The following is a 17423-nucleotide window of genomic DNA, read 5'->3' on the forward strand; positions in this document are numbered from 1 at the left end:
TACAAAACGTGATCGTGTGAAAGTACAATTATTCTGTTTCGTAAGGACGAAATGTGGATGCGTAATGATTTGCTGATAAAATATATGCGGAGTGTATGAAGAATCAGTAAAGTTCAGATATGGCAATTTGCCGGATTTTTCACTTTGTTATGGAAAATAAATGAAAGCGGTGAAATTGTTGTTTTTTTAACAAAATATGGCAGAGTGTACTTGTCAACGGGCAGGATAATGTTGTATACTACACATGACATAGTGTGTAAGTCTGCGAAAAGATACATACACACAGTAATTTTTTTAAGGAGGCCAAAAAAATGCCGTTTAATCAGAAACTTCAGAAATTCAATGCAAAGATTAATACAGTCACCATTGGCAGCGGAGATAAGACTGTAACAATCGGCGGAGACTCTACTTATCCATTCTATTCTTTTGATGCACCATCAGAAAACACACCTAAGATTGGTGTGGAAATCTCTGATATGGGTCTTGAGAATATTGTATCCGAAGGTATCAAAGCATACTATGACGGAGCTTCCACAATCGGAGAAATGGCTAAAAAAGCAGCAGCTATGGAAGGTGCTGACTTTGTAGCTCTTATCCTTGAAGGTGGAGATCCAAACGGTGTAAACAAATCTGTTGATGAACTTATCGCAGTTGTAAAAGAAGTTGCTGATGCAATTGATGCACCATTAGTAGTAGAAGGATGCAAGAACGTAGAGAAAGACGCCGAACTTCTTCCGAAGGTAGCAGAAGCTCTTCAGGGAAGAAATGTATTGATCCTTTCTGAAAAAGAAGAAAACTACAAAGCAATCGGTGCTGCAGCAGGACTTGCTTACGATCAGATCGTAGGTGCAGAATCTGCCGTAGATATCAACCTTGCTAAACAGCTTAACGTTGTAACTACTCAGTTAGGCGTTAACGCACAGAAGATCGTTATGAATATCGGTAGTGCTGCTGCCGGATATGGATATGAGTACGTTGTATCTACAATGGACCGTATCAAAGGTGCAGCTTTATCTCAGAATGATAACATGCTGCAGATGCCTATCATTACACCGGTATCCGCTGAGACATGGGGCGTAAAAGAAGCTACAGCTTCTGAAGCTGATATGCCTGAATGGGGACCGGAAGAAGAGCGTGGAATCGATATGGAAGTTATGACAGCTGCTGCTGACCTTGCAGCCGGATCTGATGCAGTCATCTTAAGACATCCGGAAGCTGTTGCAGCTATTTCCAGAATGATCAAAGCACTTGCGTAATTGAATAGGAGGAACAAATAAAATGGCACTGAATGGTATTCAGATCTTTAAATTAACACCAAAGAAAAACTGTAAGGAATGCGGATGCCCAACATGTATGGCTTTCTCTATGAAGGTTGCTCAGGGCGCTATGAAAATCGAACAATGTCCGCATATGTCTGATGAAGCTTTAGCATCTCTTTCCGAGGCAACTGCTCCGCCAATGAAGACAATCAAAATTGGTACTGGTGCAGAAGAACATAGTCTGGGTGGAGAAACAGTATTATTCAGACACGAAAAAACATTTGTAAGCAAGCCAAGATATGCAGTAGCTCTGTGCACATGCATGGATGATGCTACAGTAGAGGCAAAACTTGCAGAGATTCCGAAGGTAGATTATGACCGTATCGGTGAAAGAATGTATGCTGAACTTGTATATGTAAACTGTGGCGAAGGTGCAGATGCAGCTAAATATACAGCACTTGTAGAAAAAGCAGCAGGTCTTGGAAGAACTTTAGTTCTTGAATGCAAAGATCCTGAAATTGCTAAAGAAGCTCTTGCAGTATGCAAAGACAGCAAACCGGTCTTAAACGGTGCAGATGCTTCCAACTATGAAGCAATGAACGCAGTTGCTACAGAAGCAGGTGTTGTTCTCGGTGTATCCGGTAAAGACTTAAATGAATTATATGATACAACAGCAGCTCTTGAAAAACTTGGAAACAAGAACCTTGTTCTTGATACAACAGGCGCTGACATCAAAGAAACCTTTGCAAACACTGTACAGGTTCGTCGTGCAGCTCTGAAAGATCAGGACAGAACATTTGGTTATCCATCTATCGTAAACCTTGTTAAGATCGCAAAAGGTGACCTTCACTTACAGGCAGCTTTAGCATCTATGTTTACAATGAAATATGGTTCCATCATCGTTATGGAGCAGATGACATATGCAGAAGCTCTTCCATTATATGGTCTGCGTCAGAACGTTTTCACTGACCCGCAGAAACCAATGAAAGTTGAGCCAGGTATCTATCCATTAAATGGTGCTGATGAGAATGCGGTAGTAGTTACTACTGTAGACTTTGCTCTTACATATTTCGTAGTATCCGGCGAGCTGGAGCGTTCCGGTGTTCCGCTTAACCTGGTTATCAATGATGCAGGCGGACTTTCCGTACTGACATCCTGGGCAGCTGGTAAATTCTCCGGCAACAGCATTTCCGCTTACATCAAAGAAAATGTTGAGCCTAAGGTAAAATCCAGAAAGCTTATTATCCCAGGTAAGGTAGCAGTTCTTAAGGGTGACCTTGAAGCAAAACTTCCTGGATGGGAAATCATCGTTGGACCAAGAGAAGCTGTACAGCTTGTTAAATTCTTAAAGGATATGCAGGCAGACGGTCAGATCTGATGGGATTAACATGCCGGGCCGGGCATCTGTCCGGTCTGGCGTTTAATGAGAAGCATACAGGTTTTATCCTGTGTAAATAAATAAAAAGGAGAACACGGTTATGGCAAAATTTGTAACAATCGGAGAAAGACTTTCCACTACTGCACCTGCAGTAAACAAAGCATTTACAGAAAGAGATCCAGAGCCGATCATCAAAAGAGCAAAACAGCAGCTTGATGCTGGCGCAACTTACCTTGATGTAAATATCGGACCTGCTGAGAACGACGGAGAAGACCTGATGAAATGGGCTGTACAGCTCCTTCAGTCAGAATTCGACAATGTTCCGCTTGCACTGGATACAACAAATAAGAAAGCTATTGAAGCTGGTATTTCTGTATACAACAGAGCAAAAGGAAAACCGATCGTTAACTCCGCTGATGCTGGTGACAGAATCACAAACATCGATCTTGCAGCAGCAAACGATGCCATCTGTATCGCACTTTGCTCTTCCGGTATGGTAGCAGCAGACAATGATGAACGTATGATGCACTGCCAGAACATGCTTGAAAGAGGTATGTCTCTTGGTATGGAAGCTGAAGATCTCTGGTTTGACCCGTTATTCCTGGTTGTAAAAGGAATGCAGGACAAACAGATGGAAGTTCTTGAAGCAATCAAAATGTTCTCTGATATGGGACTGAACTCCACAGGTGGTCTTTCCAATAACAGTAACGGTATGCCGAAACATATCCGTCCGATCATGGACTCTGCTCTTGTAGCAATGGCTATGATGAATGGTCTTACATCTGCGATCGTTAACCCTAACGACCTTCGTCTGATGGAAACTATTAAATCCTGTGATGTATTCAAAGGCAATACACTGTATGCAGATTCCTATCTGGAAATCTAATCAGTATTTCTGATAAAGCGTATTTGAATAAATTGAATACATAATTATGGGGGCTGAAGGCTTCGGTCTTCAGCCCTCGTTTTATTACAGGCTATTAACGACTATGAGAAAGGTGGTTGCCGAATGTTTAAGGTAACATTTTCATTCGAAGATGGCAGTGTGGTAGAAGCTTATGCCAATGCGGGGGATAATTTACTCGAGGTTGCACGTGGAGCCAATGTGGCGATCGATGCACCATGTTCCGGAAACGGAGCCTGCGGAAAATGCCGTGTCCAGTTAAAAAGCGGAGAACTGGAGAGCAAAAAGACATTACACATTTCTGATGAGGAATATCAGGAAGGATGGCGCCTTGCATGCTGCAGCAAGATCAGTGCAGATGTAAATGTGCTGGTACCTGATATTGCATCTGCCTATAAGAGCAGAATGAAAGTAGCTGATTTAAGCTCTAAAGAGGAAATAGCCATTTTTGAAAATGCCAAACGAGATGTGGAACTTGCTGGCATAGAACTGAAAAACAGTCTTGAGGTAGTGGATGTTGTCATGACTCCGCCATCTTTAGACGATACAATGCCGGATAATGAGAGACTGACACGTGCCCTGCGCAAATATTTAAATATCAGCAGAGTCCGGATTCCTTATGCAGTTTTAAAGAAACTTCCGGATGTACTGCGAGAGAATAATTTTGCAGTGAAGTGTGTGATTCGTGCTACATCTGATGATATGTTTGTATATGATATTTTCGGTAAAGATGAAGATGTAGTGATCGGTGGTCTTGCAGTAGATATCGGTACAACAACCGTTTCAGCTGTACTGATTAATATGGAGAATGGTGATATTCTTGCAAAGAGTTCTGCCGGAAACGGACAGATTCGTTTCGGTGCGGATGTAATTAACCGAATCGTGGAATCACAGAAGCCTGGCGGACAGAAGAAACTGCAGGATGCTGTCATCAAGGAAACAATCAATCCTATGATCCATGAGATGTGCAGAAGTGCAAATTTCCCGGCAAACCGTATATACAGGATGTGTGTAGCATCCAACACAACTATGAATCATCTGTTTGCAGGAATCAATTCTGATCCATTACGTACAGAACCGTATATCCCTGCATTCTTTAAGACCAATTCCCTTTTTGCTTCCGATGTGGGAATTGAGATTAATAAAGATGCCCATATTATTATGGCACCAAATATCGGAAGCTATGTAGGCGGTGATATCACAGCCGGTACAATGGTCAGCCAGATCTGGAACAGACCAGAGTTCTCACTGTTTATCGACCTTGGTACAAACGGAGAGCTTGTATTTGGTAACTCAGACTTTATGATGAGCTGCGCATGTTCTGCAGGCCCTGCCTTTGAGGGTGGTGATATCAGCTGTGGTATGCGTGCAACAGATGGCGCGATTGAAGCATGTACCATTGATAAAGAGACGATGGAGCCGACCTACAAGATCGTAGGTGATCAGGGAACCAAACCTGTAGGTTTGTGTGGTTCCGGTATCATCGACGTAATCAGTGAACTTTATATCTGCGGAATCATTAACCCGAAAGGTAAATTTATCCGCGAAGGTAAGAGAATCAAACATGATAAATATGGAATGGGAAGCTATATCCTTGCTTTTGAAGAAGAGGCAGGATCAGTAAAAGATGTCGAGATCACAGAAGTTGATATTGATAACTTTATCCGTGCAAAAGGCGCGATCTTCTCAGCTATCCGTACCATGCTGACTTCTCTGGACTTTGATGTGAGCATGATTGATGAAGTCTATGTTGCAGGTGGTATCGGAAGTGGTATCAATATGCAGAATGCAGTCAACATCGGTATGTTCCCGGATATTCCAATCGAAAAATTCCACTATATCGGTAACTCTTCCCTGACAGGTGCATATCTTATGCTTCTGTCAACGCCGGCGGAGAAGAAGACATACGAACTGGCTTCAAACATGACATATATGGAACTTTCCACAGTTCCGATCTATATGGACGAATTTGTAGGAGCATGTTTCATTCCTCATACAGATACCAGTATGTTCCCGACAGTAATGGAAGAGGTTCAGAACCGCTGATATTTATACGACATACGGCAGGTTACCGGGAGTGAACCGTAACGATTGCCGCGCCTGAATGAATAAAAAGTAACAGGGCAGGCAAGTATATTTTGTCTGTCCTGTCTGTGGAGACTTAGAATGGCTTTTAGCTTAAATGATTTAAATTATGAAAAAGACAGCAAGGAAAGAATGCCATGGGAGCATTATACACAGGAGTTTGCAGCGGCAGATCCCAAAGAAATAGCTTCAAGGCTGTCCATTCCTTACGATGAAGAAACAAAAACACTGACATTAACTTTTCTTGGAACACAGTATCAGATTACATGGCCGGATTTTACAGTAACACATACGCCGGATGATAGAGGCTTTTATCCGCTGGAAGATATGATTTATGCCAGAATCCTGACCATTCGTTTTCTCTTAAATGGAGTGAAATCTGAAAGTTCCGGAAAATTTAAAACATATCGTGAGATGCCATGGGGCGAGGTATATTTAAGGCAGTTTGACGGCAGATGCATCAAACGTCTGGCATTTTCCTATGGAAATCGTCTGGGAGATTTCAAAGCAATTATGGAGCATATCAAGGCAGTTTCTGTAAAGCATGGTGATATTGCTTATGAAGTGGAGATTTTCCCGGAATACAAAGTGCAGATGATCCTCTGGGAAGGCGATGATGAATTTCCACCGTCTTCACAGATTCTCTTTTCTGACAACTTCCCTGTTTCTTTTCAGGCAGAGGATATGGCTGTTATGGGAGATGTGATCATCGGTTCACTGAAGGCATTTCTGAAATGCGTTCAGGCATAAATCTTGAATAAGACAGGCGGCACCTGTTTTAGATAAAAACCGTAACTATTCAGCACCTTGCTGGATAGCATACTGCTGAACAGTTACGAAAAACCGACTTAAATGCGGAGTAAAAAGGAGGTAATTTGAAATGGGATTCAAATCAGACATTGAAATTGCACAGGAATGCGAAATGCTTCCAATTACCCAGATTGCAGAAAAAGCAGGTATTGATGACAAATATCTGGAGCAGTACGGAAAGTACAAAGCAAAAATTGACTACAATCTTCTGAAAGAAAGTGACAAGAAAGACGGAAAATTAATCCTTGTTACAGCTATCAATCCAACTCCTGCCGGAGAGGGTAAAACAACTACCACTGTAGGCCTTGCAGATGGTATGCAGAGACTTGGCAAGAGCGTTATGGTAGCTCTTCGTGAGCCATCCTTAGGACCGGTATTCGGTGTTAAAGGTGGTGCAGCCGGTGGCGGATATGCACAGGTTGTTCCTATGGAAGATATCAACCTTCACTTCACAGGTGACTTCCATGCGATCGGCGCAGCTAACAACTTACTTGCAGCTATGATCGATAACCATATTTTCCAGGGTAACGCATTAAACATTGACCCACGTAAGATCACATGGAGAAGATGTGTTGATATGAACGACCGTCAGCTTCGTAATGTAATCGACGGCCTTGGCGGAAGAACAAACGGTATGCCTCGTGAAGACGGATACGACATCACAGTTGCATCTGAGATTATGGCAGTTCTCTGTCTTGCAAGTGACATCAAAGACCTGAAAGAAAGATTATCCAAGATTATCATTGGTTATACATATGGTAAAGTTTCCGAGCAGAAGCCGGTAACAGCCGGTGACCTTCACGCAGAAGGTGCTATGACAGCTCTGTTAAAAGATGCCCTGAAACCAAACCTTGTACAGACTCTGGAACACGTTCCTGCAATCGTACATGGCGGACCATTCGCTAACATCGCTCACGGATGTAACTCCGTAACAGCTACAAAGATGGCTATGAAACTTGCTGATTATGCAATCACAGAAGCTGGTTTCGGAGCTGACCTTGGTGCTGAGAAATTCCTCGATATCAAATGTCGTATGGCAGGCTTAAAACCAAGCGCAGTTGTAATCGTAGCTACTGTACGTGCCCTGAAATACAACGGCGGTGTTGCAAAAGCTGACCTCAACAATGAAAACCTGGAAGCTCTTGAAAAAGGTATCCCGAACCTGTTAAAACACGTTTCCAACATCAAAAACGTATACAAACTTCCATGTGTTGTTGCTATCAACGCATTCCCTACAGATACAAAAGCAGAGCTTGACTTTGTAGAAGCTAAATGTAAAGAACTGGGTGTTAACGTTGCTCTTTCTGAAGTATGGGCAAAAGGCGGCGAAGGCGGAATCAAACTTGCAGAAGAAGTTATCCGTCTTGTAGAAGAACCAAACGATTTCTCCTATGCATATGAACTGGAAGGTTCTATCGAAGACAAACTTAACCAGATCGTTCAGAAAGTTTACGGCGGCAAGAGAGTTGTCCTGACAGCAAACGCTCAGAAACAGGCAAAACAGTTAGAGGCTCTTGGCTTCGGCAACTGCCCGATCTGCGTAGCTAAGACTCAGTACAGCTTAACAGATGACCAGACTAAACTGGGTGCTCCGACAGACTTCGAAGTTACTGTACGTAACTTAAAGATCTCCGCCGGTGCTGGATTTATCGTAGCCCTTACAGGCGAGATCATGACAATGCCAGGTCTGCCGAAAGTTCCGGCTGCTGAGAGAATCGACGTAGACGAAACAGGGAAGATTACAGGTCTGTTCTAATTTACTGAATTTTATCAAATACAAAAGGAGAGTGTTCCTATATGTATAGATATACTTTGAGAGCACTCTCTGAAACACGCAGATCTGATATCTGCTTAATAAATAAAAGAAAGCAGGAGAGAAAAAGATGGGATTTTCAACAAGTACATGTACAGAATTCGTTGAAGTTTTAGCTTCCAAAGCTCCGGTTCCGGGCGGCGGCGGTGCATCTGCATTAGTTGGTGCAGTAGGAACTGCTCTTGGAAACATGGTAGGAAGTCTTACAGTGGGCAAGAAGAAATATGCTGATGTAGAAGATGAAATGTATGAATTAAAAGCAAAATGCGATCAGTTACAGAAAGACTTCCTTCGTCTGATTGAACGTGATGCAGAAGTATTCGAGCCATTATCCAAAGCATACGGAATGCCGAAAGAAACAGAAGAAGAAAAAGCTGAAAAAGCAAGAGTTATGGAAATCGTATTAAAAGATGCATGCTCCGTTCCTATGGAAATCATGGAGAAATGCTGTGAAGCAATCGAACTGATCGTAGAGTTCGGCGCAAAAGGATCCAAACTTGCAATCAGCGATGCCGGTGTCGGCGCAGCTTTCTGTAAAGCAGCATTACAGGGTGCAAGCCTGAACGTATACATCAATACAAAATCCATGGCTGACAGAGAATACGCAGAAGAATTAAACAAAAAAGCAGATGCGATGCTTGAGAAATATACAAAGATCGCAGATGATACATTCAACAGCGTACTTGGCAGATTGAAATAATATGATATCAGGGGCAAAGGATCTTTTGACCCTGACATCATAATATAAAGACAATATGAGTGCAATTTGGGAGGAAACAATCAATGGCTAAGCAGTTATTAGGTAAAGAAGTAACAGCAGCATTAAATGAGAAAATCAAAGCTAACGTAGCAGAGCTTCAGGGAAAAGGAGTAAATCCTACTCTCTGTATCATCCGTGTAGGCGAGAACCCAAGCGATATCTCTTATGAAAGAGGCGCTACAAAACGCTGCGAAACTTTAGGCGTTGCATGTGAGAAGATCTTACTTCCGGAAGATGTTTCCCAGGAAGAACTTCTTGCAACAATCGATAAAGTAAACAAAGATGACAAGATTCACGGCGTATTATTATTCCGTCCACTTCCAAAACATCTGGATCAGGCAGTAATCGAGAACGCACTTGCTCCTGAAAAAGACGTTGATTGTATGACAGACCTTTCCATGTCAGGTGTATTCACCGGCAAACAGATCGGTTTCCCGCCATGTACACCACAGGCATGTATGGAAATCCTTGATCACTATGGAATCGACTGCACAGGCAAGAAAGCAGTAGTAATCGGAAGAAGCCTTGTTGTTGGTAAACCGGCAGCAATGATGCTTGTTAAGAAGAACGCAACTGTTACAATCTGCCACACAAGAACTGTAGATATGCCGTCTGTAGCACGTGAGGCAGATATCATCATCGTGGCCGCAGGCCGCGCCGGTGTTGTCGGAGCTGAGTATGTAAAAGAAGGACAGACAGTAATCGACGTAGGTATTAATGTAAACGCAGAAGGCAAACTTTGCGGAGACGTTGACTACGCTGCAGTAGAGCCGATCGTAGATGCTATTACACCTGTACCGGGCGGTGTTGGAAGCGTTACAACTTCCGTACTGGTTGGACATGTAGTAGAAGCTGCAATGCGTAAAGTTAATGACTAATTGATTTATATATCATTTTGAAAGTACAGATGATTAAATCATAAAAGGGAAGAGGAACTCATCACAGAGATTTTTAGATTTCGTGTGGTGGGTTCTTTTTTGTATGACAGTGACTTGTGGGAAAAGTAACCATGTGTTATGATAATGGCAAATAGCATTAAAGTTCTGAGAGGAAAGGAAGTGATTCTAAAATGCTTAAACTGCCAGTGGGAATTGAAGATTTTGCGGAGATCCGTCAGTTGGGTTTTTATTATATCGATAAGACAAAGCTGATTGAGCAGTTACTTAATGGGTGGGGAAAGGTAAGCCTTTTTACTTGGCCGAGAAGATTTGGAAAAAGCCTGCCAAAAAGCTATGGAGCAGATTAAAGACCGAAGATATGAAGAATTTCTGCGAAATGATGGCAGAAATGAGATTCTGGCTTATGGCATTGCATTTTGCAGGAAACGCTGCAAGGTGATAATGGAAAAGATGTAAACAAAGATCTATTAATTGTAACTCAAAAAATCAAATCAGTTATCAACAGAACAATCAGGGCCCATGAGAAATGAGTTGTGATTATAAATATATAGAGGATAATTATGTTAAGAAAATTAGAAAAATGTTGCCTTGTAACAGGCGTGATGGGAATTCTTCTGATGGGGATGCCTTTCAATATAAGCGCCAGTGAGGAGGCCGCTGTGCAGGAAAATAGTCTGGAGTCCGGGAATGAAGTAGACCATTCTCAGGAGGGACAGCTTTCCAAGCCCAAAAGTCTGGAAGGGCTGGAGGCAATTTCCGGTGAAGATCCAACCGATAATACTTACGGATATTATACAATCATGGGCGGTACAACTGTATCAGCCGATGAAATGTGTTCCTTATATAACAGCCAGGGTTGTACTTATCCGTCTGAAGAATTAAGTGAAGGCGGTGCACCTGACATTGAGACTTTTTGTGATATCATAATTGAAGAAGCGAATGCGGAAAACGTGCGCGGCGAGGTTGTCTTTGCACAGTCAATGCTCGAAACCGGATGGCTGACTTACGGCGGGGATGCCGATATCACTCAGTTTAACTTTGCAGGTCTTGGAACGACCGGGAATGGAGTAAAAGGAATTGCTTTCCCTGATGTAAGAACCGGAATCCGCGCCCAGGTTCAGCACTTAAAAGCATACGCCTCTACAGATGACCTGAATCAGGAATGCGTAGATGAACGCTTTGATTATGTGACAAGAGAGACTGCTCCCTATGTAGAGTGGCTCGGAATTCAGGAGAATCCTTACGGTGGCGGCTGGGCAGCGGGGAAGGATTATGGAAGTAAATTACGGAAAATATTGGCAGACTTAAAAAGCTGACGAAAAAAGCCTTTGAATTTATAGGAGATTACTATAGATTCAGGCTTTTTTATTTTGATCAAAGTATAAAAAAGTAAAAGATATACTTGATATGGATAAATTTACGTTAAAAAAATATCAAACTTTCAGCTCTACTAAAAATTTTTTTGAAGATTAAAAATATTCCATCTCACAAAATTGTGCAGATTTTTATACAAAATAATAAAAATCCACTTGTTAAATAGTTGACAATATGTTATCATTTAGTAGTCAATTTTGTTAGGAGAAAAGGAGTATTAAGATTATGAGCAGTAAAATTACTATCATTGGAGCAGGCAGTGTCGGTTCTACTATCGCGTACACTTTATCAAGCCAGGATATCGCATCTGAGATCGTTCTGATCGATATCAACAAACAGAAAGCAGAAGGCGAAGTTCTCGATATCATTCAGGGAACCTGTTTCAGAGATCCTATTTCCATCATTGCCGGTGAATATGAAGATGCCAAAGACTCTGATATTGTTATCATTACTTCCGGTATTGCCCGTAAACCAGGTCAGACAAGACTTGAACTTACACAGACAAATGTAAATATTCTCAAGTCTATTACACCGGAGATCGTAAAAGCAGCGCCAAACGCTCTTTATCTGATCGTAAGTAATCCGGTTGATATCATGACTTATGTATTTACTAAGATTTCCGGACTTCCGGAGAATCAGATCCTTGGTTCTGGTACAATTCTTGACTCGGCACGTCTGCGCTGCGGATTATCTGAGCATTTCCAGATTGCACAGAGCAACATTCATGCTTATGTATTTGGCGAGCATGGCGATACATCCTTTATTCCGTGGTCAGGAGCCTATATTTCCGGCGTAAGTGTAGATGAATACTATGATCTGGAGAAGAAACTCGGAAAAGATATCGAGCCGATCGACAAAGAAGCAATGCTTCAGTATGTACAGAAATCAGGCGGCGAGATCATCTCCAAGAAAGGTGCAACTTTCTATGCGGTATCTTCTTCTGTATGCAAACTTTGCAGCCTTCTGGTAGCTTCCTCAGAATCCATTTCCACAGTATCTACTATGATGCACGGAGAGTATGGCATCGAAGATGTATGTTTAAGTACCTTAACCTTAGTAGGACCAAACGGTGTACAGGGCAAAGTTCCAATGAGAATGACAAAAACTGAAATCGAACAGCTGAAAAAGAGTGCAGATGCACTGAAAGAAATTATTGCTCAGATTAATCTTGATTAACTATAAAATAAGATACCAGAGTCATGAGAACGTGATGCTTTTTGACTCTGGTATCCGAAATGAAAAATCAGAGCAAAATTATTTTATTTAAAAAAATTATCAAAAACTACTTGTTAAAATGTTATCAATATGATATGATATATGTCGAAAATCGAGCTGATACACTCCTTTAATGCGGAGGAAGGGTGTGCGAACTCTTTTATTTTTCTATGTCTCAAAAAAGATATAAAAAGTAATCGTATTAGTCTTGGTTTATATTTTTGTCTATTTATTGTTAAAAAAAAGACAAAGCTTATCTTGATTTTTATATGAGTTATATAACTTAATCAGATAAGTAATAAGACAGTATTTACTATTTACCTGAACAACTAAGAAAGGATAATGTTAAGTATGAAGTACAGTTATTATCCGGGTTGTACCCTGAGAAACAAGGCGAAAGATCTGGACGAATATGCCAGAGCCAGCGCCAGAGCACTTGGGTTTGAACTGGAAGAGATTGAAGACTGGCAGTGCTGCGGAGGTGTATATCCTCTGGGAACAGATGAAATTGCCACAAAACTTTCTTCCGTACGTGCTCTTAATCAGGCCAAAGAAAAAGGCCAGGATCTGGTGACAATCTGTTCTGCCTGTCATCACGTGATCAAACGTGTCAATGATGATATGAAAAATGTGGAAGATATCCGCACCAGAGCAAACAATTATATGCAGCTTGAAGAGCCTTACGAAGGGGAGACCATTGTACTCCATTATCTGGAAGTACTTCGCGATAAGGTTGGCTTTGACAAGCTGAAAGAGAAAGTGGTAAATCCGCTTACAGGAAAGAAAATCGGAGCTTATTACGGATGTCTCTTATTACGCCCGGGCAAGATCATGGCATTTGATGATCCTGAGAATCCGACAATTATGGAAGACTTCATCCGTGCACTTGGCGCAGAACCGGTCATCTATCCATACAGAAATGAATGTTGCGGCGGTTACATTTCTCTTAAGGAAAAAGAAATGTCCCAGAACATGTGTCAGAAAATCGAAGACAGTGCGAAAGGCTTTGGAGCTGATATGCTGATCACAGCCTGTCCATTGTGTAAATATAATTTAAATAAAAATGCTTCCAGCGACCTGCCTGTATATTATTTCACAGAGCTGCTTGCAGAAGCCCTCGGAGTAAAAGAGGAGGTGGCAAAATGAGAGACAATCATTCAGCAGCAGAGAAGATCAAAGAAATCTCAGGAACCAATCCGCTGAAATGTATGAAATGTGGAAAATGTTCTGCTACCTGTCCTTCCTTCAATGAAATGGATATCAAGCCACATCAGTTTGTATCCTATGTTGTAAACGAAGATATCGAAGCACTTGCCAATTCAAAATCACTCTGGAAATGCCTTTCCTGCTTTGCCTGCGTAGAGCGTTGTCCAAGAGATGTAAAACCTGGAAAGATCATTGACGCTGCAAGACAGCTGGTTGTCCGCCAGAAAGGCGGAGATTACCTGACAGCAGATGAGATTCCACAGCTTCTTGATCCGGAAGTGCCACAGCAGCTTCTGGTAAGTGCATTCAGAAGATACAGGAGGTAAGCCAGCGTGCAGAGAATTGGTGTATTTGTCTGTCATTGCGGAAGTAATATCGCCGCTACGGTAGATGTAAAAAAAGTAGTTGAATTAGCTGCCAAAGAGCCGGGTGTCGTTCATGCAGAAGATTACCAGTACATGTGCTCAGAAGCAGGTCAGGCTAAGATTCAGGAAGCTATCAAAGAAAAGAACCTGACAGGTGTGGTTGTCTGTTCATGTTCTCCACGTATGCATGAAGCAACATTCAGAAAGGCTGCAGAGAGAGCCGGCCTGAATCCATACATGGTGGAGATTGCAAACATTCGTGAGCATTGTTCCTGGATTCATAAGGATATGGAAGAAGCTACAAAGAAAGCAGTAATCCTTGCCAGAGCAGCAATCGCAAAAGTTAACTTAAACACCCCTCTTCAGCCAGGAGAGAGCCGTGTTACAAAGAGAGCCCTGATCATCGGCGGCGGTATTGCCGGAATCCAGACAGCCCTGGATATCGCTGATGCAGGCTATGAAGTAGATATTGTAGAGAAGACTCCAAGTATTGGAGGAAGAATGTCACAGCTTGACAAAACATTCCCGACACTTGACTGTTCCGCATGTATCCTTACACCTAAGATGGTAGAGGCAGCGGCTCATGAGAAGATCAATATCTATACATATAGTGAAGTAGAACATGTCAGTGGATTCGTAGGTGATTTCACTGTTGATATAAGAAAGAAAGCAAGAAGTGTAAATATGGACAAGTGTACAGGCTGCGGTGTCTGTCAGGAGAAATGTCCGTCTAAAAAGATCCCGAATGAATTTAACAGAGGATTAAATAACAGAACAGCTATCTACACTCCTTTTGCACAGGCCATCCCGAATGTTCCGGTCATCGATCGTGAGAACTGTATCAAGTTTAAAACCGGAAAATGTGGTGTATGTTCCAAAGTATGTCAGGCAGGTGCCATTGATTACGATCAGCAGGATGAGATCGTAACACAGAAATATGGTGCAATCGTAGTTGCCACCGGTTTCGATACGATCAAACTTGACAAATACGATGAATATGCATACAGCCAGAGCAAAGATGTCATTACATCTCTGGAACTGGAACGTATCATGAATGCAGCAGGTCCTACAAAGGGACACTTAGAGCGTCTTTCCGATGGAAAAGCTCCGAAGGAACTTGTATTTATCCAGTGTGTCGGAAGCCGTTGCTCTGATGACAGAGGAAAACCATACTGTTCCAAAATCTGCTGTATGTATACTGCAAAACATGCAATGTTAATTCGTGATAAATATCCGGATACAAATGTAACCGTCTTCTATATTGATGTGCGTACCCCAGGTAAGAACTTTGATGAGTTCTACAGAAGAGCTGTAGAGCAGTACGGTGTAAACTACATCAAAGGCCAGGTAGGAAAAGTCATTCCTCAGCCGGACGGAAGTCTTCTTGTACAGGGATCTGACCTGATCGATAATAAGCAGATCCTTAAGAAAGCAGATATGGTCGTCCTTGCAACAGCCATTGAACCAAATCCGGATGTACGTAAGATTGCTACCATGCTTACAGCAAGTATCGATACCAATAACTTCCTCACAGAAGCCCATGCAAAGCTTCGTCCTGTAGAGTCTCCTACAGCAGGTATCTTCCTTTCCGGTGTATGCCAGGGACCGAAAGATATTCCGGAGACAGTTGCACAGGCCGGTGCTGCAGCAGTTAAGGCCATCGGTCTCCTTGCAAAAGATAAACTGACAACCAACCCATGTACAGCAAAATCCGACGAACTGTTATGTAACGGATGCTCTACATGTGCAAATGTCTGCCCGTATGGAGCAATCTCCTATGAGGATAAAGAAGTAAATGACCACGGTATCCGTGAAACAAGAAGAGTAGCCGTTGTAAATACAGCACTTTGCCAGGGCTGTGGTGCATGTACAGTAGCCTGCCCGTCCGGTGCTATGGATCTGCAGGGCTTTTCCAACAGACAGATTATCGCGGAGGTAGATGCAATATGTCGATAGAAACAAACGAAGAATTCAGACCTAAGATTGTGGCATTCTGTTGTAACTGGTGCAGTTATGCAGGTGCAGACCTTGCAGGAAGCAGCCGTCTTTCTTATCCGGCTGATGTAAAGATCATCCGTGTTCCTTGCTCCTGCCGTGTCAATCCAATGTTCATCCTCCGCGCTTTTGAAAAAGGTGCTGACGGTGTGATCATGTGTGGATGTCATCCTGGAGACTGTCATTACAGCACAGGTAACTACTACGCAAGAAGACGTATGACACTTCTTTTCTCCATGCTGGATTATATCGGCGTGGAAAACGGAAGAACACGTGTAGAATGGGTTTCTGCCGCAGAAGGTGTGAAATTCTCCCAGACTATGAATGAGTTTGTAGAGAAGATCCATTCCCTTGGTAAGAACGTAAGATTGGAGGATTTAAGATGCAGGAGCTGATAAATCGTGCAAAAGAACTTCTTGCTGATGGTACAGTTGCAAGAGTTCTGGGATGGAAAGCCGGAGATCTGCCTTATAATCCGGAACCGGCTTACTTTGAAACAGAAGAATCTTTGAAAGATTTTGTATATAACGGATTCTGCGGTGCAAACTTAAGCAAATATATGATCGAAGCTTCCAAACTGGAAGGTAAGACACTGGTTTGTTTGAAACCATGTGATACCTACAGCTTTAACCAGCTGATCAAAGAGCATCGTGTAGACCGTGAGAAAGCTTATATCATTGGTGTTGGATGTAAAGGAAAACTGGATATCGAAAAGATCCGCAAACAGGGAATCAAAGGTATTGAGAGCATTTCCGGCGCAGAGATCACGGATGAAGCAGAAACACTGACCATTCAGACAATTTATGGTGAGAAAACCTGTGCATACAAGGATGCTATGCTTGAAAGATGTCATGTATGTAAAGGAAAAGAACATAAGATCTACGATGAGCTGATCGGAGAGTCCAAAGAGACAAAAGATGCAGACCGCTTTGCAGAAGTAGAGAAAATTGAGGCAATGAGCCCGGAAGAGAAGTTTGCTTTCTTCCAGAATGAATTAAGTAAATGTATCCGCTGCAATGCCTGCCGTAATGTCTGTCCTGCATGCAGCTGCCGTAAATGTGTATTTGACAGCAATAAATTTGACAGTGCACAGAAAGCAAATGTCGATTCTTTCGAAGAAAAAATGTTCCATATCATCCGTGCATTCCATGTAGCAGGAAGATGTACAGACTGCGGTGAATGCAGCAGAGTTTGTCCACAGGGAATCCCGCTTCACCTGTTTAACCGTAAATTTATCAAAGATATCGATGAGTTCTACGGAGAATATCAGGCCGGAGAGGATACTACTTCCAAAGGGCCTCTTACAAACTTTACATTTGAAGATGTTGAGCCAGGAATCGTGGCAGAAAGGGGATAATGT

16 protein-coding genes and 1 pseudogene are annotated in these 17423 nt (G+C 42.3%); all 17 read left to right on the forward strand.

Translation table 11 applies throughout. The features are described 5' to 3' along the window. The first annotated feature begins 311 nt into the window (after nucleotides 1-311). The 17 genes and pseudogenes from acsD to WKT11_RS03565 all read left to right on the forward strand — a co-directional run bounded on the left by acsD (nucleotide 312) and on the right by WKT11_RS03565 (nucleotide 17420). Nucleotides 312-1256: an acetyl-CoA decarbonylase/synthase complex subunit delta gene (gene acsD, locus WKT11_RS03485; RefSeq protein ID WP_117674558.1), complete on the forward strand. Its 945-nt coding sequence runs from the start codon at nucleotides 312-314 to the stop codon at nucleotides 1254-1256. A 22-nt stretch (nucleotides 1257-1278) separates the two neighbouring features. After that, nucleotides 1279-2637, forward strand: coding sequence for an acetyl-CoA decarbonylase/synthase complex subunit gamma (gene acsC / locus WKT11_RS03490; RefSeq protein ID WP_340282567.1), 1359 nt, complete (start codon nucleotides 1279-1281; stop codon nucleotides 2635-2637). A gap of 100 nt (nucleotides 2638-2737) precedes the next feature. Next, a complete protein-coding gene (gene acsE, locus WKT11_RS03495) occupies nucleotides 2738-3523 on the forward strand; it encodes a carbon monoxide dehydrogenase/acetyl-CoA synthase methytransferase subunit (RefSeq protein ID WP_008703879.1) in 786 nt (261 codons plus the stop codon). 123 nt (nucleotides 3524-3646) lie between these two features. Beyond that, nucleotides 3647-5587, forward strand: a complete 1941-nt coding sequence (gene acsV / locus WKT11_RS03500) for a corrinoid activation/regeneration protein AcsV (protein ID WP_118246903.1) — start codon at nucleotides 3647-3649, stop codon at nucleotides 5585-5587. A gap of 120 nt (nucleotides 5588-5707) precedes the next feature. Then, the gene (locus WKT11_RS03505) at nucleotides 5708-6376 is read left to right on the forward strand and encodes a DUF3786 domain-containing protein (protein WP_118246902.1); all 669 of its coding nucleotides are present in this window, start codon (nucleotides 5708-5710) and stop codon (nucleotides 6374-6376) included. Between the two features lie 130 nt (nucleotides 6377-6506). Next, nucleotides 6507-8192, forward strand: coding sequence for a formate--tetrahydrofolate ligase (locus tag WKT11_RS03510; protein ID WP_117674554.1), 1686 nt, complete (start codon nucleotides 6507-6509; stop codon nucleotides 8190-8192). A 127-nt stretch (nucleotides 8193-8319) separates the two neighbouring features. Next, nucleotides 8320-8949, forward strand: coding sequence for a cyclodeaminase/cyclohydrolase family protein (locus WKT11_RS03515; protein ID WP_117674553.1), 630 nt, complete (start codon nucleotides 8320-8322; stop codon nucleotides 8947-8949). An 83-nt stretch (nucleotides 8950-9032) separates the two neighbouring features. Next, complete coding sequence (locus tag WKT11_RS03520) at nucleotides 9033-9887, forward strand: bifunctional 5,10-methylenetetrahydrofolate dehydrogenase/5,10-methenyltetrahydrofolate cyclohydrolase (RefSeq protein WP_117674552.1); 855 nt, start codon at nucleotides 9033-9035, stop codon at nucleotides 9885-9887. Nucleotides 9888-10078: 191 nt separating this feature from the next. Continuing rightward, nucleotides 10079-10240 (forward strand): annotated as a pseudogene (locus tag WKT11_RS03525) (AAA family ATPase); the annotation flags it as partial. A gap of 1 nt (nucleotide 10241) precedes the next feature. Further along, nucleotides 10242-10364 (forward strand): hypothetical protein, encoded by a 123-nt coding sequence (locus WKT11_RS03530; RefSeq protein WP_118246901.1) that lies wholly within the window; start codon nucleotides 10242-10244, stop codon nucleotides 10362-10364. A 104-nt stretch (nucleotides 10365-10468) separates the two neighbouring features. Then, nucleotides 10469-11224 carry a glucosaminidase domain-containing protein gene (locus tag WKT11_RS03535; protein WP_118246900.1) on the forward strand — a complete coding sequence of 252 codons (756 nt, stop codon included), beginning with the start codon at nucleotides 10469-10471 and terminating at the stop codon, nucleotides 11222-11224. A 283-nt stretch (nucleotides 11225-11507) separates the two neighbouring features. Next, nucleotides 11508-12458: an L-lactate dehydrogenase gene (locus WKT11_RS03540; protein ID WP_117674549.1), complete on the forward strand. Its 951-nt coding sequence runs from the start codon at nucleotides 11508-11510 to the stop codon at nucleotides 12456-12458. A 390-nt stretch (nucleotides 12459-12848) separates the two neighbouring features. Continuing rightward, the gene (locus tag WKT11_RS03545) at nucleotides 12849-13643 is read left to right on the forward strand and encodes a CoB--CoM heterodisulfide reductase iron-sulfur subunit B family protein (protein WP_117674548.1); all 795 of its coding nucleotides are present in this window, start codon (nucleotides 12849-12851) and stop codon (nucleotides 13641-13643) included. After that, a complete protein-coding gene (locus WKT11_RS03550; protein ID WP_117674547.1) occupies nucleotides 13640-14029 on the forward strand; it encodes a 4Fe-4S dicluster domain-containing protein in 390 nt (129 codons plus the stop codon). Before WKT11_RS03545 ends, WKT11_RS03550 begins: the two co-directional genes overlap by 4 nt. A 6-nt stretch (nucleotides 14030-14035) precedes the next feature. Beyond that, nucleotides 14036-16024, forward strand: coding sequence for a CoB--CoM heterodisulfide reductase iron-sulfur subunit A family protein (locus WKT11_RS03555; protein ID WP_117674546.1), 1989 nt, complete (start codon nucleotides 14036-14038; stop codon nucleotides 16022-16024). Continuing rightward, nucleotides 16015-16458, forward strand: a complete 444-nt coding sequence (locus WKT11_RS03560) for a hydrogenase iron-sulfur subunit (RefSeq protein WP_008703025.1) — start codon at nucleotides 16015-16017, stop codon at nucleotides 16456-16458. The genes WKT11_RS03555 and WKT11_RS03560 overlap by 10 nt, the downstream gene beginning before the upstream one ends. Beyond that, a complete protein-coding gene (locus WKT11_RS03565) occupies nucleotides 16446-17420 on the forward strand; it encodes a 4Fe-4S dicluster domain-containing protein (RefSeq protein ID WP_118246899.1) in 975 nt (324 codons plus the stop codon). The genes WKT11_RS03560 and WKT11_RS03565 overlap by 13 nt, the downstream gene beginning before the upstream one ends. The last annotated feature ends 3 nt before the right edge of the window (nucleotides 17421-17423 follow it).

This window comes from Blautia sp. HCN-1074, assembly GCF_037890165.1.
Classification (GTDB): domain Bacteria; phylum Bacillota; class Clostridia; order Lachnospirales; family Lachnospiraceae; genus Blautia_A.